Annotated in this window: 17 protein-coding genes; 6 read left to right on the forward strand and 11 right to left on the reverse strand. The window is 66.5% G+C overall.

The annotated features are described in order from the left end of the window. Positions 1 to 40: 40 nt before the first annotated feature. Positions 41 to 355 (forward strand): DUF7968 family protein, encoded by a 315-nt coding sequence (locus ACSC1Y_RS06545; protein WP_435333894.1) that lies wholly within the window; start codon positions 41 to 43, stop codon positions 353 to 355. A 43-nt stretch (positions 356 to 398) separates the two neighbouring features. Here ACSC1Y_RS06545 and ACSC1Y_RS06550 read toward each other — a convergent pair whose 3' ends face one another. Both ACSC1Y_RS06550 and ACSC1Y_RS06555 read right to left on the reverse strand, forming a co-directional pair. Continuing rightward, positions 399 to 872 (reverse strand): DUF5812 family protein, encoded by a 474-nt coding sequence (locus tag ACSC1Y_RS06550; protein ID WP_435333895.1) that lies wholly within the window; start codon positions 870 to 872, stop codon positions 399 to 401. A 16-nt stretch (positions 873 to 888) separates the two neighbouring features. Continuing rightward, positions 889 to 1,443 (reverse strand): DUF8056 family protein, encoded by a 555-nt coding sequence (locus tag ACSC1Y_RS06555; protein WP_435333896.1) that lies wholly within the window; start codon positions 1,441 to 1,443, stop codon positions 889 to 891. A 116-nt stretch (positions 1,444 to 1,559) separates the two neighbouring features. Here ACSC1Y_RS06555 and ACSC1Y_RS06560 point away from each other — a divergent pair, with 116 nt between their 5' ends. From ACSC1Y_RS06560 to ACSC1Y_RS06570, 3 genes are all read left to right on the forward strand, one after another. Further along, positions 1,560 to 2,852, forward strand: coding sequence for a phosphoglucose isomerase-related protein (locus ACSC1Y_RS06560; protein ID WP_435333897.1), 1,293 nt, complete (start codon positions 1,560 to 1,562; stop codon positions 2,850 to 2,852). A 155-nt stretch (positions 2,853 to 3,007) separates the two neighbouring features. Further along, on the forward strand, positions 3,008 to 3,826 hold the full coding sequence (locus tag ACSC1Y_RS06565) for a CPBP family intramembrane glutamic endopeptidase (RefSeq protein WP_435333899.1): 819 nt from the start codon (positions 3,008 to 3,010) through the stop codon (positions 3,824 to 3,826). A 61-nt stretch (positions 3,827 to 3,887) separates the two neighbouring features. Then, complete coding sequence (locus ACSC1Y_RS06570; RefSeq protein WP_435333900.1) at positions 3,888 to 4,025, forward strand: CopG family transcriptional regulator; 138 nt, start codon at positions 3,888 to 3,890, stop codon at positions 4,023 to 4,025. Between the two features lie 6 nt (positions 4,026 to 4,031). Here the strand turns inward: ACSC1Y_RS06570 and ACSC1Y_RS06575 are convergent, their stop codons facing one another. Together ACSC1Y_RS06575 and ACSC1Y_RS06580 are read right to left on the reverse strand one after the other, a co-directional pair. Beyond that, the gene (locus ACSC1Y_RS06575) at positions 4,032 to 4,493 is read right to left on the reverse strand and encodes an NOB1 family endonuclease (RefSeq protein WP_435333901.1); all 462 of its coding nucleotides are present in this window, start codon (positions 4,491 to 4,493) and stop codon (positions 4,032 to 4,034) included. Between the two features lie 5 nt (positions 4,494 to 4,498). Further along, on the reverse strand, positions 4,499 to 4,744 hold the full coding sequence (locus ACSC1Y_RS06580; RefSeq protein ID WP_435333902.1) for a PRC-barrel domain-containing protein: 246 nt from the start codon (positions 4,742 to 4,744) through the stop codon (positions 4,499 to 4,501). A 177-nt stretch (positions 4,745 to 4,921) separates the two neighbouring features. Between ACSC1Y_RS06580 and infB the strand changes: the two genes are divergently transcribed. After that, positions 4,922 to 6,733: a translation initiation factor IF-2 gene (gene infB, locus ACSC1Y_RS06585; protein ID WP_435333903.1), complete on the forward strand. Its 1,812-nt coding sequence runs from the start codon at positions 4,922 to 4,924 to the stop codon at positions 6,731 to 6,733. A gap of 213 nt (positions 6,734 to 6,946) precedes the next feature. Next, on the forward strand, positions 6,947 to 7,816 hold the full coding sequence (locus tag ACSC1Y_RS06590) for a hypothetical protein (protein ID WP_435333905.1): 870 nt from the start codon (positions 6,947 to 6,949) through the stop codon (positions 7,814 to 7,816). A 364-nt stretch (positions 7,817 to 8,180) separates the two neighbouring features. Here ACSC1Y_RS06590 and ACSC1Y_RS06595 read toward each other — a convergent pair whose 3' ends face one another. The 7 genes from ACSC1Y_RS06595 to ACSC1Y_RS06625 form a co-directional block, all read right to left on the reverse strand. Beyond that, positions 8,181 to 10,502 (reverse strand): CPBP family glutamic-type intramembrane protease, encoded by a 2,322-nt coding sequence (locus ACSC1Y_RS06595; protein ID WP_435333907.1) that lies wholly within the window; start codon positions 10,500 to 10,502, stop codon positions 8,181 to 8,183. After that, positions 10,499 to 11,299, reverse strand: a complete 801-nt coding sequence (locus tag ACSC1Y_RS06600; RefSeq protein WP_435333908.1) for an ABC transporter ATP-binding protein — start codon at positions 11,297 to 11,299, stop codon at positions 10,499 to 10,501. The genes ACSC1Y_RS06595 and ACSC1Y_RS06600 overlap by 4 nt, the downstream gene beginning before the upstream one ends. 97 nt (positions 11,300 to 11,396) lie before the next feature. Continuing rightward, positions 11,397 to 11,792 (reverse strand): DUF5811 family protein, encoded by a 396-nt coding sequence (locus ACSC1Y_RS06605; protein WP_435333909.1) that lies wholly within the window; start codon positions 11,790 to 11,792, stop codon positions 11,397 to 11,399. A 155-nt stretch (positions 11,793 to 11,947) separates the two neighbouring features. Then, positions 11,948 to 12,421 carry a pyruvoyl-dependent arginine decarboxylase gene (locus ACSC1Y_RS06610; RefSeq protein WP_435333910.1) on the reverse strand — a complete coding sequence of 158 codons (474 nt, stop codon included), beginning with the start codon at positions 12,419 to 12,421 and terminating at the stop codon, positions 11,948 to 11,950. 76 nt (positions 12,422 to 12,497) lie between these two features. Next, positions 12,498 to 13,742, reverse strand: coding sequence for a proteasome-activating nucleotidase Pan2 (gene pan2, locus ACSC1Y_RS06615; protein ID WP_435333911.1), 1,245 nt, complete (start codon positions 13,740 to 13,742; stop codon positions 12,498 to 12,500). A gap of 130 nt (positions 13,743 to 13,872) precedes the next feature. Further along, complete coding sequence (gene pepF, locus ACSC1Y_RS06620; protein WP_435333912.1) at positions 13,873 to 15,666, reverse strand: oligoendopeptidase F; 1,794 nt, start codon at positions 15,664 to 15,666, stop codon at positions 13,873 to 13,875. 265 nt (positions 15,667 to 15,931) lie between these two features. Then, entirely contained in the window at positions 15,932 to 16,120 is a 189-nt protein-coding gene (locus tag ACSC1Y_RS06625) for an FmdB family zinc ribbon protein (RefSeq protein WP_435333913.1), read from the reverse strand. Positions 16,121 to 16,136: the final 16 nt, after the last annotated feature.

Genomic DNA, 16,136 nt, shown 5'->3' on the forward strand with positions numbered 1-16,136 from the left:
CCGAGTCATCCTTTTGTCCTCCCCGCCACTACGACACGGTATGACACACACCGCGACGCGAGTCGTCGTCTCCTATCCCGAGGACCTCTCCGGCTGGGGTCGCCAGCAGGTCGACACGAGCCACTTCCGGGCGTGGTTGCGGAAGAAACACGGGACCGCAGAACCGGGCGACGTGTGGGTCGAGTTCGTCGACGTCGGCTGCTGCGGCAGTACCTACGACGTGCCCTTGCGGGTGGAGGAGGTCGAGGGCGGGCCGGAGCTGACGCCGGAGACAGCTATCGAGTACACCGTCAGGGAGGCCTGTGGCGTCCAGGGTGGTTGGAAGGTACAGAGCAAGGCCGGCCCCGAGCCGTAGACGCTGGCGGCCGGGGGACGGCCGTTCGGAAGGACGAGGACCCTCAGTCCGGCAGATACCTGACGTTCAGCACGCCCTCCTCGGTCGACCGTCGAACCTCGACCCGAACCGCGTCCAGCCGGGCGGCACGGGCGACGGTCTCGTCGTCCTCGAGCACGTCCCGTGCCGCCTCCTCGGTCTGCTCCGGCGGGACGGAGATGACGTGTATCTCGCCGGTTCCGGCGCGCTCGACGCGTTCGACGTCGCCGACTTCCTGCTCCTCGGCGATCTCCATCGCCTGCGTGGTCGGCGAGAGGTCGCTGTCGACGACCTCGACGGTCCAGCGCGACGACTCCTCACGAATCTCCCAGACGACCTCCATCGGCGGCACTGGCGCGAGCGTCGCCTCGACGACCATGAGGCGCTCGAACCCATCGTTCTCGGAGAGGGTGTGAATCTGGCCGGTGTTCACGTCGCGCAGGACGACCGACCCGTCGTCGGCCTCCGTCACGAGGAACGTGGCGGTCTTCTCGGTCATACCCACAGCTACCGACTCAGGCACCTTCCGGGTTTCGTCGTCGGTCCGCGAGCACCATCGCCACCGTCACCAGCAGCGGCGGCAGGGGACTCGTAATCGGGGGCATCGCGTACAGCAGGGCGACGACCGGCGCGAATAGCCCGCTCGGGGCGGGCCGGGTGACGGTCTCGCCGTCCAGCGTGAACTCGGCCGGCATCGAGATGACGACCGCCAGGTAGACCGAGAGCAGGAACAGGTAGCCGAGGACGGCCATCTGTCGGTCGTAGCCCGTATCGCTTCCCACCCGTCGGTGTCTCCGGGCGACGAACAGGACTGGACCGAGTATCGGGGCGACGACGAGCAGGCCGACGAAGACGTACAGTGCCCGCGAGAAGGTGAACACGCCGCCCGGGCCCGCGAGGGTGTTCGCCACCTGCACCGTCAGCGCGGCGGCGAAGTAGAACGTGAGGAGCCCGGCGAGCAGGCCTCCGACGACGGCGTAGCTCCGGAACAGTCGGGAGTCGCTCGTTCGGAGCGCGTAGGGGAACGCGCCCAGGACCCCGGAGTACGTCCGCTCGGCGTCGTCTGTCATCGATCGGGGGTTGGGGAGTCGCGGGCAAAAACGGCCCGGTTATCCTACAGGGACGTCTGCCCGCGACTCGCACGCGTGAAGCAAGCGTTTTGTCCCCGCCGGGAGGCTCCTCTGATATGAAGGTAGACATCGGCAACGCGCTCGCCAGCGAGGCCTCCCCGGGCATCTCGCGCGACGCGCTGGACCGGCTCGACGAGCAGGTCGCGGTCGCCCACGAACGGATCGCAGACGGTATCGCGAACCACGAACACGGCTACGCGGCGCTCGACCTGCCCCAGACGGTCGACACAGACGCCATCGAGGCCGCCGTCGCTCCGTTCGACGACAGTGAGGCGGTCCTCAACGTCGGCATCGGCGGGAGCGCCCTCGGCGCGGCGACCATCGCCGACGCACTCGAGAGCGAGGTCGACGCCTACTTCCTCGACAACGTCGACCCCGAGCACGTCTCCGGGCTGCTCGCTGAACTCCCGCTCGAGAAGACGACCGTCAACGTGGTCTCTCGGTCCGGCACCACCGCGGAGACGCTGGCGAACTTCCTCGTCGTGCAGGACGCGATGGAAGCCGCGGGCGTCGACTGGACCGACCGGACGTTCGTCACGACCGGCGATTCCGGCCCGCTTCGGACGCTCTCCGACCGCCACGACCTCCCGTCGCTCCCGGTCCCGGACGGCGTCCCCGGTCGGTTCTCGGCGCTCTCGACGGTCGGCCTTGCCTGCGCGGCAATCCAGGGCCACGACCTCGACGCCATCGTCGCCGGCGCGGCCGACCAGCAGGCCAAGCTCTCCGGGTCGCTGTACGACTCCCCCGCCTACGCCTACGGTGCCATCTCCTACGCGCTCGACGCCCGCGGAGCGTCTGTCAACGCGATGATGCCCTACGCCGAGTCGCTCGAGACCTTCGCGGAGTGGTTCGCCCAGCTCTGGGCCGAGAGCCTCGGCAAGGACGGCCTCGGCCAGACCCCCGCCCGCGCCCTCGGTGCGACCGACCAGCACTCCCAGCTCCAGCTCTACCGCGCCGGCCCCCGCGACAAGATGGTCACGCTGGTGCGTCCGACCGAGTACGACGAGACGACCATCCCGGAGACGGAGTTCGACGACCTCGCCTACCTCGGCGGCAAGGGCCTCGGGACCCTGCTCGACGCCGAGTTCGAGGCGACCGAGGCGAGCCTCGCCGCGGCGGGTCGCCCGAACGTCCGGGTCGAACTCGACCGCGTCGACGAGTACGGCGTCGGCTCCCTCCTCTACGGGATGGAGGCCGCCTGCGTCCTCGCCGGCGAGCTGTACGGCGTCGACACGTTCGTCCAGCCGGCCGTCGAGTGGGGCAAGAAGGCCGCCCGTGGCCTGCTGGGAGGTGGCGACTTCGAGGAAGCAGATGCCGTGGCCGAGAAGACCGAGCTGCGCGTCGAGTGAGGCCATCCAACTGCTCGCCCGGTGAGGCCATCCAACTGCTCGCCGGACGGGCCCGGCACCCCCGGCGGGTACGGCGTACCGTCTTCCGGCTCGGGTGGCCCTGAGCCAAATTGACGTAGCAATTAATCTATATCGTTCCGCCGGGTAGAAAGCGCATGGACGATTCTCTCGTCGACCGGCGGGGCGCGGGCGGTGGCGACCCCCCAGCGACGACCGCCCGAACGGCGAAGTCGGTGCTCCGGTTCGCCCTGCTCGGCTTCGCCTCGCTCCCGCTCCTGTTCGTCTACCAGCTCGTACTGTACGTCGGCGGTCTCACCCTGTTCGGCGACTTCGAGACCACCGGACCCGCGGGCCAGATACTCTCCGCGCTCAGCCTCGGACTCGCGACGCTCACCCTCGCCATCGTCTACATCCGGTACTCGGGGCGGGACTGGTCGTTCGTCGACCTGAAGTTCCCCAGCCTGCGCGACGTCGGTTACGCCGTCGGCGGATTCGTCGTCCTCCTGCTCGGCTTCGTCGCCGTCTCCGCACTGTTCAACCTGCTCGGGATCTCGACGGCCCAGCACAGCACGACCGAGACCGCCAGACAGGCCGGGAACCCGGCGCTGTTGCTTCCGCTCATCCCGCTCTCGCTCCTCATCATCGGCCCCGGCGAGGAACTGCTCTACCGCAACGTCATCCAGAAATCGCTCGCGGAGAAGCTCGGCAACCCGGCGGCCGTCGTCGTCGCCAGCCTCATCTTCGCCCTGGCTCACATCCCAGCCTACGCGATGGGCGGTGCCGCCGCCACGGCCGTCGCGAGCACCCTCTTCGCCATCTTCGTCCTCTCGCTCATCCTCGGCGGGACCTACGCGCTCAGCGAGAACCTGCTCGTCCCCGCGTTCATCCACGGGCTGTACAACGCGCTGACGTTCTACCAGACGTACTCCAGTCTCGCGAACGATGCGAGTCAGGCGTTCCTCGCCTTCTTTTAACAGAGCGTCGTACATCCGTCTGACGAAGATTTATCGACATGCGGACAGTAGTACGGTGTGCATGACCAAGCGGTATTCGGTCGTCTGTGAGGACGAAGTGAGCGCGGAAATCGACCGGCTCGCACACGAGTTCGAACTCACAGAGCAGGCGGTGCTCCGACAGCTCATCGCGCGGGGCCTAGAACAGTGCGAGAACTGAAGGGGTTCAGTTCGAGGGGTTCTTCCGGGAGAGCGAACTCCCGCAGATGGGACAGCGGTCCTTGTTTTCGTCGAACTCACGGCCACAGCCCGCACACTGGAACTTCCAGTCACGGCGCTCCTGGATGCCGTCGCGCGCGATGACTTCGACGGCGACGTCGAGCTTGCTCGCGACGTTCTGCATCGCGTAGTCGTCCGTGACGAGCGTGCCGTCGAGCTCGAACGTGGCGGCGATGAGGCGGACGTCGGTGTCGGAGAGCACGTCGAGGTCGCCGGTCTCCTTCGCCGCGCGGCGGACGCGGTCGGTCGTCTGGGTGTCGGGGATGTGGATGTGCATCCCGGCACCCTCCATGGCGTCGAACCGGTAGACGCTCTCGTCTTCCAGCTCTTCTCTGACCATCGGGATGGTCGCCGTGTCTTCCGTCGTGTGGTACTCGTGGATGAACGCGGAGGAGTCGAGGACGTGCATCTACACTAGCGCTTGACGACGATGTAGTCCTTCACCGCCTGCACACGGTCGACGGGGACGCGGAACCGGTCGTTCTCGTCCTGGTCGTAATCGATGGTACGAACGGGCGTCTCCTCGTTCGGTTCGACGACGAGGTCGAACAGTTCGCCGCTCTTCAGGTCCATCGTGATGTTGTACAGCATACCGAGTTCCGTGCCGTCCGAACCCATGACGGACTTCCCGGAGAGGTTCTCGGCGAGTATGTCGGCCATATCACCCCCTTCCCCACCACGGCTATTAAACGCCACGGGGACCGACCGTTCCGTCGGCTGTCAGGTGCCGGATACGGGTCCGCAGTTCGGGCGGGCTGGCGCGAGTCGATGGGTTACGATGGAATTATACGCCACGCGAGAAACTGTGACCATAACAACCTTCTGAGGGTGCTACTCATGTCGAATTCAGACAATTCTAATACGGACACAGGTTCCGGGTCGTTACGGACACCCATCGTCGCGGTGCTCGGCCATGTGGACCACGGGAAGACCAGTTTGCTCGACAAGATACGCGGCTCGGCCGTCATCGAGGGAGAGGCGGGCGCCATCACCCAGCACATCGGCGCGACCGCCGTCCCCCTCGATGTCGTCTCCGAGATCGCTGGCTCGCTCGTCGACCCGACCGACTTCGACCTGCCCGGACTCCTCTTCATCGACACGCCGGGGCACCACTCGTTCACCACGCTCCGCTCTCGCGGCGGTGCACTCGCCGACATCGCCATCCTCGTCGTCGACGTGAACGACGGCTTCCAGCCGCAGACCATCGAGGCCATCAACATCCTCCAGGACACCCAGACGCCGTTCATCGTCGCCGCGAACAAGGTCGACACCGTCCCCGGCTGGCGGTCGAACGACGGTGCACCCATCCAGCAGACTTACGAGGCACAGTCCGACCGCGTCCGGTCCGACCTCGACGAGCGACTCTACCGCATCATCGGTGAGCTCTCCGACAACGGCTTCTCCGCGGACATGTACTGGCGCGTCCAGGACTTCCAGAAGAACGTCGGCGTCGTCCCGGTCTCCGCCGTCACCGGTGAGGGCGTCCCGGACCTGCTCGCCGTCATGATGGGCCTCTCCCAGCGCTACATGAAGGAGGCGATGGCCATCGACGTGACCGGCCCCGGCGTCGGAACGGTCCTCGAGGTCAAGGAGGAGCGCGGCTTCGGGACCACCATCGACGTGGTGCTGTACGACGGCATCGTCAAGGAGGACGACACCATCGTCGTCGGGGGCGAGAACGAGCCCATCGTCACGGAGGTCCGCGCCCTGCTCCAGCCCCGCCCGCTCGCCGAGATACGGACCGAGAGCCGGTTCGAGCGCGTCGACGAGGTAAAGGCCGCGGCCGGTATCAAGATCGCCGCACCCGACCTCGACGAGGCGATGGCCGGTGCACCCGTCCGCGTCGTCCGCGACCGCGACCTCGACGAGGTCATCGCCGAGGTACAGGCCGAACTCGCAGACGTCGCCGTCACGACGCAGGAGGAGGGCATCGTCGTCAAGGCCGACACGCTCGGCTCGCTCGAGGCGATGGCGAACGCGCTCGACGAGGCCGAGATTCCCATCGTCCGCGCCGAGGTCGGCGACATCGCGCCACGTGACATCTCCGTCGCCTCGACCGCAGACGACGACCTCCACCGGACCATCCTCGGCTTCAACGTCGACGTGCTGAAAGACGCCGAGGACCGCGCCGACATCGAGGGCGTCCGCCTGTTCACGGACGACGTCATCTACCAGCTCATCGAGGAGTACGAGGAGTTCGTCGAGGAGACGAAACGCGCCCAGCAGGACACCGTGATGGAGAACATCGCCCGGCCCTGCCGCTTCCAGATACTCCCCGACCACACGTTCCGCCAGAACAATCCCGCCGTCGTCGGCGTCGAGGTCCTGGCCGGGACGCTCAAGAAGAACATGAACGTCGTCAAGTTCGAGGGCAACGAGCCGAAACGCGTCGGCCAGCTCAAGGGCATCCAGGAGCAGGGCGAGGACGTCGACGAGGCCCGTGCGGGTGACCGCGTCTCCTGCGCCATCGACGGGCCGACCGTTGGCCGACAGATCCACGAGAACGACGAGCTCTGGATCGAACTTCCCGAGAAGCACGCGAAGATACTCGAGCAGGAGCTCAAAGAGGAGATACCGATGGACGAGCGCGAGGCGCTCTCGTTCTATCTGGAGAAGCGCCGGAAGGTCGACCCGTTCTGGGGCAAGTAACGGAGGTCCGGGAGCGACCCGTTCGGACGACCATCCTTCTGCATCGTCTGGCCGTCGCAGCCGTTCGTGCGTCCCTCGCAGGTCCCAGAGCCGACAGCTTAATCAAGCCACAACCTCACCCAGCCACTCGTCGTACTCTCACCTGGGGAGGCGGAGATGAATCACCCAAGAGAGTCAGAATCGTTCGCAGAGTCAGCGTCTGACACCCATTCGATGGGAACGACGTCCACCGACGACCGGTACACAGACACGCGCCGGTCGTTCTTGCGAAAGGCAGGCACGACGGGCGTGTTACTCGCCGTCCCGATGTCGACCAGTGTTGCGGAGGCACAGTCCCACAGTAGAGACTTCTTCTACAACTGGGACGGCAAGTACACCGGTGTGACCGATGGTGGGTCCGCGAAGTTGGAGGTGAAACTGGAGGAGGTTCGACCGAAGAAGGCGACCGTCGTCATCGACGTCAGCTACCCGAGAGCCGGCCTCCACGGAGAGGACTTCATCTACCGGGGTAAGAAAGACGTCCCGTTCAGGAAACATCCGCACATCATCGAGAACGTTCGATTGAAACACCTCAGAGGTAGCGCGACGATGGACGTGAAGCGGCTGTACCTTCACACGTGGAACACGAACGACGTCTCGGGCTACTACAGACAGTTTGGAGAGACCAGGGGGCTCGCGTTCTCGACTGGCTGGTATAATATGCTACGGAACTTCCCTGCCGTCCAACTCACCGAGTCGAACTGGACGTCGCGGTGGCCGGGGACGTACAGCGGGAGCGGCGACGGCCGACCCGCCAACCTCAGCATCGAGCGGGTCCACACCTTGTCGACGAAGAACCGCGCCGCGTTCAGGTTCACCGTCGACGGTGGCGAAGGAACCGAATCGTACTCCGGCGTCAAACGTGTGAAACGGTCGACGTCGAAGCCGCAAGAACTGAAGAACGTGCGGCTCTACTCCAGACCCGGCGGCGAAATCCGCTTCAACCGGCTCTACCTGCACCAGCTGAGTACGAATACCATCAGTGCGGAGACGAAGTGGGGCGGCACGGAGTACGGTGCGTTCTACAACCGGCAGTCCCTGTAGAGGCCGTCGGACGTCCCCTGACGGTCTTCTTTGGCTGCCGCTATCCAGTGTCTTCCTGCGCGGAGTCACGTTCATTGCAACGCCGTTCGGTTTCCGGGCGTAGCGATAGGGCGTACCGGTACGACACCGGCACTGGTTGACTTCTACCGAAGGATGCGTGGACGGCGGTGAATGGACCTGCAGACACGCACCCCCCTTGGTGAGTACGCGTCAGATGTCGTCGATAGGCACCGTCCACAGTCGAGGTCGGCCATCACTGACGGCACGACCTGTTCGGAACGAATGCTGCCAGCCGGAATGGTCTGATGCCTCGATGTCCCTGCCACTCTTGAACGGTATGTAGAAATTCTCGTCTTCGGTACGTTCAGAGGAGGAACAGCAGTGCAACCCCGAGTGCGTTGCTCACCCCGTGACAGAGCGTCGGCACGAGCAGGTTGTGCGTCCGGGCGTAGACGGTCCCCCAGACGACGGAGATGGCGAACAGCTGTGCCATGGCCATGCCGACGGCAGCCGTCGTCCCCGAGTAGACCGGCAGGTGAGCCAGCGCGAAGACGGCGGATCCGACCAGCACCGCACCTGCGGTCGTGAACGACCGGTCGAGGTTACGCTGGATGACCCCCCGGAACAGGAGTTCCTCGATGGGGGCGTTGACGAGCAGCGCCAGCGGGATGAGCGAGACGAGGATGCTGGCACCCCCGACTGCCGCGATCTGGGTGATGGTGTGGTGGGCGACCGGCAGGTCGTAGTACCAGACGAACGCGGCGACGCCCATCTCGACGGTTCCGGTCGCGGCGATACCCGCGACGATGTGCCGGAGGTCCGAGTCGGAGGGCATGTAGACGTCGATGCCGGCGAATCCGTCGCCGAATCCCTCGATGACGAGGGCGACGACGAGCAGGTAGCCGACGTAGCCCGCGACGAACAGCAGGACGAACCCGGCGATGCCGTCGAACGGGAGTATCACGAGTGCGGCCAGCCCGACGGCCGACGAGACGAGCGTCCCGAGCACCGCCACGCCGACCGCGAGGTGGATGGCGAGTCGGCGCGACCAGCGCACCCGACCGGGGTCCTTTCCGAAGCCCTCGAACGACTCGACCGCGTACCGGTAGCTTCCGTCGGTGACGAGGACGAGCACGCCGAGCAGGAACGAGCCGACGAGCAGCGGGTTCCGGTCCGAGAGCAACAGGGCGGCGCCCATACCCGCGAGGACCGTCGTCAGCGCGAGGTGGTAGACGACGGCCGTCAACGAGGGTGCGACGCTCTCGACCCGGTCGAACAGCTTGACCGGCGTGAACCGGGGCGCTACCGTCCCGATGCCGAGCGCGAACGCCGCACTCGCCAGTGTCAGCACCGTCCAGTACGCACCGATGCGGACGGCGTCGTCTGGAGCGAGCCCACCGAGCGTCAGTGCAACGGTACCGATAACGACGAGCGGGACGCCCACGACGACGCCGAGGGCGATGCGGGCCCGCATGATGGTGTGCGCCGAGGTGGACGACAGCAACAGCTGTGCGAGCATCTCCTCTTCCTCGCCCAGTGGGTTGAGACAGAACAGGGCACCGGCGAGCCAGACCCCGAGCAGGACGAGTGCCGAGCCGACGAGCACCAGCGCGTACGCGGGGAACACCACCGCCGGGACCAGCACGAGGCCGAGCATGAACACGTAGTAGAACACGTAGACGAACCGGTGCGGTGCCCGGGTGGCACGCCACCAGTACCGGGTCGCGACGCGTCGAACCGGCGAGCCGACGGGGACACGGCTGGAGACGCGACGGACCTGACCGTCGGCCGACAGCGGCGGGTCGCCGTACCAGAAGTACGGCGCGAACCGGGCGATGACGGTCAGGCTCCCCGGCAGCGTGCAGACGACGGCGACGACCGCGACGAGGGTCGCCATCGTGATGGTCTCGACGGCGGGCGTCCCGACGAACAACAGGTCCGCGTACCAGCCCAGCCGAGACAGCGGGTCGCCGGCGGGCAGCCCCGGCGTGACGATGGTGCCGGGCGAGAGCGACCCGTCGGCCATGGGTTGCGGGACCGAGACGGGGCCGCCGACCGCAGTACTACCGACGAGTACCCCGAAGCCACCGGCGACGACGGCAGCAGCGACGCCGCCGAGTGCACCCAGGAGCCGTCTGACCGTTGTCGGAAGCGGGATGCGTCGGAGCACCAGCCGTGTGAGCAGACCGAGCGCGTAGCCGAACAGGATGGCGGCGACAAACAGCGTGACGACCGCGATCGTCCCGACGACCGCGAGCACCGGCGAACCGGCACCCAGCGCCACGACGAGCACGAGCAGGACGGCGGGCAGGACGAACGCGACGGTCCACTCCAGCAGGTCGGCGAGCAACAGTCCGCGGACGAGCGTCCCCGTGGGGACGGCCGTCAGCACCATCTCTCTCGCATCGAGCGAGAGGACGCGCCGCCCCGCCTGTATCGCGCCGAGCACGACGAAGAACAGCACGACGCCCGGCAGGTAGTACCGGGCTGCCTGGACCACGCTGGAGTCGCCGGTTCCCACCGCCTGGCCGACCACGTAGGCGAGCTGGAGGAGCACGACGAGGACGGGTGCAAGCAAGAGCAGTGCCAGCACGAGCAGCGCCTCGTGGTGACGACTCCTCACGTACCGACGGCCGTTCCGCCGCATCTCGGCGCTGGCGATGCGCCAGACCACACGGCTGGTCACGCGGCCGCCTCCGTGCCGTCCGACGTCTCCTTCGTCCCCTCCGCCCCGTCGCTCTTCACATCCGACGTCAGGTCGAGGAAGACACGCTCCAGCGACCGCTCCCCGTCTGCGACGCGCTGGATGAGCTCGTCCGGCGGTCCTTCGGCCACGATGCGCCCCCGGTGGAGCACGCCGACCACGTCGGCCAGCTCCTCAACGACGGCGAGCGCGTGCGAGGAGAGGAAGACCGTCGTCCCGCCGTCGGCGAGGTCGTCGATGAGGTCGAGCACCTCGCGAGCGGCGCGCGGGTCCAGCCCGGAGGTGGGCTCGTCGAGGAACAGCACCGCGGGCTCGTGCAACAGCGCCTGGACGAGCCCGACCTTCTGTCGGGTTCCCCGCGAGTACGACTCGATTCGTTCGTCGGCCGCGCCGGAGAGGCCGACCCGGTCGAGGAGCTCGTCGATTCGCCGAGCCGCCGGCTCCGTCGGCAGGCCGCGCAGGTCGGCGACGAACTCCAGCTGTTCCCGCGCGGTGAACTCGTCGTACAGCGGCGGCTCGTCCGGCAGGTAGCCGACGTGTGGTTTCACCCGTTCGCGGTCCGCGATGGAGACGCCGACGATGGAGGCGACGCCCGCCGTCGGCGGGACCAGTGTCGTCAACATCCCCATCGTCGTCGTCTTCCCGGCACCGTTCGGACCCAGGAACCCGTAGACGGTGCCACGGGGGACGGCGAGGTCCAGCCCCTCGATAGCGACGACGGGACCGTACACCTTCCGCAGTCCTGACGCCACTATCGCGTACTCGTGCCCCCGTATCATGGGTAGAGGTTGGACGCGATGAGAAATATCTCGTTTGTCCCTACCGGTTGCTACGTGCAAGTAACGTAACTGCGGCGATTGAGAGGAACGTCCGCGGTCAGCGAGCCGTCGGCGTGACCGAATCGGAGATGGCGTGTTTCACCTGCAGGGCGGCCGTCGCGGCGAGCCCGCGTGCGACCTCGGCCTGGTCGGCCGGGTCGATGAGGTGCTCGCCCTCGAGGTCGTCTACGTCGGGAGTGAACCCCGCACTGACCGGGTTCCCGACGGGCGGCTGGACCGCGACGGTCGCCTGCGGGCCGCTCATACCCTGCGTCACGTCGCCGTCGACGACGTACTCGCTCGGAAGGAACTCTCGCGTGCGCGCCGCGATGGCCGTCACCTCGCGTCGAAGCGCCCGCTTCTGGTCTGTGGTGAGGTCGGGAACGTCCGCAGCAGCGCGTTTGCCCGCCTGCGTGATACCCGGGCGTCCGGCGTACGGCGTGTTTCCATTCATGAGGGTCGCTACCTAGCGTTAGTGGATGGACCGGTTAAAAACCGTTCGGCTGTGAATGAGTTTCGGTACCATACGGTGCAGGTTCGCAGCTCCACCCCCACAGCAGCGGGTATACCGCTCCACCCCGCACAGCAGCGGGTTCACCTCACATTCCCTCACAGCAACGGGTCGCTCGACCCGTAGACCGCCAGCACGACCGCCGTGGTGTACGTGCCGGGCTCGACCGGCGCGCTCTCGACGTGGACGGTCGGCTCGTCGAACGCCCAGTCGCGGAGTTCCTGCCCCGACTCGAGGCCACGCCGGACCCGCTCCTCGACGTCGGCGGCGTCCGTCTCGCCGGCCGCCTCGTAGAACAGGCCGCCGTCGGGGGACTGCGCCCAGCCGAGGCCGGCACTGACGTGGCCGGGCTCCGTGCCCGTCGCACGTGCCTCGACGACGGTCAGGCGCTCACCGACCGGCCCGAGGTCCGGTGCCGTGCCGACGGGTTCGACCGTCGCTCCCTTCGGGATGACGGAGGAGACGGCGACGAGGTTGTAGTTCTCGACGCCGGCATCGGCCAGTGCCGCGTCGTACGAGGCCATCTTCGTCGGGGCCGTCGCCTGTCCCCAGACGAGTCTGATGGGTTCCATACCGGACAGCAACGGATGCGCGAGAAATAGGGTTGCGGTTCGTCCCGGAGTCAGGTGGGACGGGACCGCAGACGGGTCAGTAGTGGTAGGTGGCGTGGCCCGCGGAGGGGACGTGCTCGCTGGTCGCGTCGCCCGCCTCTATCTTCTCGAGGGCCTCCTCGAAGTCGGGCTGGCGGACCTCGGTCCGGCCGTCGCGGATGGCGAACATGCCGGCTTCGGTCGCCACGCTCTCTATCTCCGCGCCGGAGTAGCCGCTGGTCTCGTCGGCCAGGTCCTCGAAGTCCACGTCGTCGTTCACGTTCATGTTCCGCGTGTGGATGCTGAAGATCTGGATGCGGCCCTCGCGGTTCGGCTCGGGCACCTCGATGAGGCGGTCGAACCGGCCGGGGCGGAGGATGGCGCGGTCGAGCATGTCGAAGCGGTTCGTCGCCGCGATGATACGGACGTCGCCGCGTGCCTCGAAGCCGTCCATCTCGGACAGGAGCTGCATCATCGTCCGCTGGACCTCGGCGTCACCGGAGGTCTTCGACTCGGTGCGGGTCGCGGCGATGGCGTCTATCTCGTCGATGAAGATGATGGCGGGTTCGCGCTCGTGGGCGAGCTCGAACAGGTCGCGCACCAGGCGCGAGCCCTCGCCGATGAACTTGCGGACGAGCTCGGAGCCGGCCATCTTGATGAACGTCGCGTCGGTCTCGGCGGCGACGGCCTTCGCGAGCATCGTCTTCCCGGTGCCCGGCGGCCCGTGGAGCAGGACGCCCGACGGCGGCTCGATGCCGACCTCGGCGAACTTCTCGGGGTCGACGAGCGGCTCCTCGACGGCCTCGCGGACCTCGCGGAGCTGTTCGTCGATGCCACCGATGTCCTCGTAGGCGACGTCGGGGCTCTCGTCGACCTCCATCGCCTGCGCCCGGGCGTCGGTCTCCTGGGCGAGGATGGTCTGGATGGAGAACGAGTCGTTGACCGCGACGCGGTCGCCGACCTGCAGTTCGTCGGTCAGGCGACGGGAGACGTCGGTCAGGACCTCCTGGTTGTTGCCGTGCTGTTTGACGACGGCCTCCTGTTCGTGCTCTTCGAGTTCCTCGACGGTCGCGATGTACAGCGAAGACGTCTTGAGGGCCTCGTTGTCGCGTTCGGTCTTGTCGACCTCCTCTTTCAGCTGTGCGCGGCGGTCGTGGGCGGCTTCGAGCTGCGAGGAGAGCTGCTCGTGTACCTCCACGACGTCCGCGAAGTGCTCGAGGAGTGCATCAAGGCGCTCGTCGTCCGACATCTCCGGGTCGAGGTCGAGCCGCGGACGGTCGGGCAACGAAGGACTCCGGGACATGAGTTATCGGTCGTATGCATGGCGCGTAAAATAGCCTTTGGGTAACGGAGTGCCCGACAAGATTGATAAGTGCTGACGAAATCGCCGGAGGGCGAACGGGTAGCTGGAGACGAGGAGACGGTCGACCTATTTAGAGCAGCGCTTCCATCTCGTCGAGGTACTCGTCGTACACGTCGAGCGCCGACTGGATGGGTGCCGGCGAGGACATGTCGACGCCCGCGCCCTGCAGGAGTTCGAGCGGATACTCGCGCGAGCCCTTCGAGAGGAACTCGAGGTAGTCGTCGACGGCCGTCTCGTTCGACTCGTCGAGGATGCCCTGCGACAGGGCGACCGCCGCGGAGATGCCCGTCGAGTACTGGTAGACGTAGAAGTTGTAGTAGAAGTGCGGGATCCGCATCCACTCGCGCGGGATGTGCTCGTCGACGTTCGCGGGCTCGTAGTACTCGGCCTTGAGGTCGCCGTAGACCTGGTCGACGGCGTCGGGGGTGAGCGCCTCGCCCTCCTCGACGAGCTGGTGGGTCTGGTGCTCGAAGTCGGCGAACATCGTCTGGCGGTAGAGCGTCGAGCGGAACCGCTCGAGGTACTCGTTGAGGACGTGGCGGCGGAAGACCGGGTCCTCGACGGTGTCGAGCAGGTGGTGCGTGAGCAGCGTCTCGTTGACCGTACTCGCCACCTCTGCCACGAAGATCTCGTAGCCGGAGTAGACGTAGGGCTGCGTCTCGCGCGTGTACTCGCTGTGGAGCGAGTGGCCGAGTTCGTGTGCCAGGGTGAACATCGACGAAATGTCGTCCTGCCAGTTCATGAGGATGAACGGCTGGGTGTCGTAGGTGCCGCCGGAGTACGCGCCCGACTGCTTGCCCTTGTTCTCGTAGACGTCGACCCAGCGGGACTCGAGCCCGTCGGCGACGCGCTGCTGGTAGTCCTCGCCGAGCGCGTCGAGCGAGTCGACGACCCACTCACACGCCTGCTCGTAGGAGACGTCCGGGCTCTCGGTCTCCGTCATCGGCATGTAGAGGTCCCACATCTCGACCTCGTCGACGCCGAGTGCCTTGCCCTTCAGCTCGGTGTGGCGGTGGAGCTTGTCGAGGTTCTCACGGACGGTGTCGACGAGGTTGTCGTACACCTCGGTCGGGACGTTCGGGCCGTCGAGGGCCGCCTCACGGGCGGTGTCGTAGTTCCGCGCACGGGCCGTCTTCACGTCCGCCTTCACCGAGTTCTTGTACGTCGCACCGACCGTGTTCCTGACTTCCGCCCACTCCTCGTAGAACCGCTCGTGGACGGTCTGGCGGAACTCGCGGTCCGGGTTCTTCAGCAGGTTGGTGAAGTTGTTCTGGGTTATCTGGACCTCGTCGCCGTCGGGCTTCTCGACGGTCGGGAACTCCATGTCCGCGTTCGACAGCATGTTGTACACCTCGCTCGCGCCGCCGGTGACCTCGCTCAGGTCGGCCAGCAGCTCCTCGACCTCTGCGGAGCGAGTGTGCGCTTTCATCCGGAGGACGTCGTCGAGGTAGTGGTCGTACAGTTCGAGCCCGTCAGTCTCCTCGACCATCGAGCGGATCTCGTCACGGGACTTCGACTGTATCTCGGGGTCGATGAACGACGCGGCACTTGAAGCGTCGGACGCGAGCGACTGCGCACGGGCCGTGTACGCCTGGTACGTCTGGTCTCGCGTGTCCTCGTCCTTGCGCATCCGCGCGTACGAGTAGACCATCGAGACCTCGCGCATGATATCGTCGCGGAGCTGGAGGACCGCCAGCAGGGTCTCCCCGCTCTCGACCGCACGCCCTTCGTACGCCGACAGGTCCTCGATGCGTTCCTCGACCGCCTCGTACGCCGCCTCCCACTCCTCGTCCGAATCGTAGATAGACTCGAGGTCCCACTTGTGCTCGACGTCTACTTCGGACCGTTCCGGGACTGAACTCATGCAACGGCCTTCGAATCGAAACGACCTAAGCCTTGTCAACCAGCCTCCCACGTCGGACGTGGTCACCGGACAGTGGGTCCGGAAGAAAGGGGGAGCAGCCAGCGTCAGGGGAACACTCTGTCGATGGTTCGGTGGACCGTCCCGATGGTCATCGGGCCCTCGAACGTCTGATTGCCGCAGTTCTCACACTCCCGGGGGCGGCCCGTGACGCATTCGACGACGCTCTTCGAGACGGTGTTTCTGCACCGATTACAGGACCAGGTCTTCATCGGCTCTCCCCCCCTTCGGGCAGCCACTCTCGCACCGTGTCCGAACCGCACTGGGGACAGGTGACGGTCTGGACGGTTGGCTCGGTCGATTCGAACGTCGCACTACAGAGGCGGCACTCGTAGTGGTACGTCTTCTCGCCGTCGTCTCCCGCGAGGGCTCGTTTGATGGACTCGATGACTGACATCGTCTCACCGTGAATC

It is taken from the genome of Haloarchaeobius lipolyticus, assembly GCF_051208015.1.
GTDB lineage: Archaea > Halobacteriota > Halobacteria > Halobacteriales > Natrialbaceae > Haloarchaeobius.

What these genes read in the sequence shown, in the direction of transcription:
- ACSC1Y_RS06570 (WP_435333900.1), top strand. Translation starts at nt 3,888, where the DNA reads ATGACCAAGCGGTATTCGGTCGTCTGTGAGGACGAAGTGAGCGCGGAA.
- ACSC1Y_RS06545 (WP_435333894.1), top strand. Translation starts at nt 41, where the DNA reads ATGACACACACCGCGACGCGAGTCGTCGTCTCCTATCCCGAGGACCTC.
- ACSC1Y_RS06575 (WP_435333901.1), bottom strand. Translation starts at nt 4,493, where the DNA reads ATGCACGTCCTCGACTCCTCCGCGTTCATCCACGAGTACCACACGACG.
- pepF (WP_435333912.1), bottom strand. Translation starts at nt 15,666, where the DNA reads ATGAGTTCAGTCCCGGAACGGTCCGAAGTAGACGTCGAGCACAAGTGG.
- ACSC1Y_RS06590 (WP_435333905.1), top strand. Translation starts at nt 6,947, where the DNA reads ATGGGAACGACGTCCACCGACGACCGGTACACAGACACGCGCCGGTCG.
- pan2 (WP_435333911.1), bottom strand. Translation starts at nt 13,742, where the DNA reads ATGTCCCGGAGTCCTTCGTTGCCCGACCGTCCGCGGCTCGACCTCGAC.
- ACSC1Y_RS06565 (WP_435333899.1), top strand. Translation starts at nt 3,008, where the DNA reads ATGGACGATTCTCTCGTCGACCGGCGGGGCGCGGGCGGTGGCGACCCC.
- ACSC1Y_RS06605 (WP_435333909.1), bottom strand. Translation starts at nt 11,792, where the DNA reads ATGAATGGAAACACGCCGTACGCCGGACGCCCGGGTATCACGCAGGCG.
- ACSC1Y_RS06560 (WP_435333897.1), top strand. Translation starts at nt 1,560, where the DNA reads ATGAAGGTAGACATCGGCAACGCGCTCGCCAGCGAGGCCTCCCCGGGC.
- infB (WP_435333903.1), top strand. Translation starts at nt 4,922, where the DNA reads ATGTCGAATTCAGACAATTCTAATACGGACACAGGTTCCGGGTCGTTA.
- ACSC1Y_RS06555 (WP_435333896.1), bottom strand. Translation starts at nt 1,443, where the DNA reads ATGACAGACGACGCCGAGCGGACGTACTCCGGGGTCCTGGGCGCGTTC.
- ACSC1Y_RS06600 (WP_435333908.1), bottom strand. Translation starts at nt 11,299, where the DNA reads ATGATACGGGGGCACGAGTACGCGATAGTGGCGTCAGGACTGCGGAAG.
- ACSC1Y_RS06610 (WP_435333910.1), bottom strand. Translation starts at nt 12,421, where the DNA reads ATGGAACCCATCAGACTCGTCTGGGGACAGGCGACGGCCCCGACGAAG.
- ACSC1Y_RS06580 (WP_435333902.1), bottom strand. Translation starts at nt 4,744, where the DNA reads ATGGCCGACATACTCGCCGAGAACCTCTCCGGGAAGTCCGTCATGGGT.
- ACSC1Y_RS06550 (WP_435333895.1), bottom strand. Translation starts at nt 872, where the DNA reads ATGACCGAGAAGACCGCCACGTTCCTCGTGACGGAGGCCGACGACGGG.
- ACSC1Y_RS06625 (WP_435333913.1), bottom strand. Translation starts at nt 16,120, where the DNA reads ATGTCAGTCATCGAGTCCATCAAACGAGCCCTCGCGGGAGACGACGGC.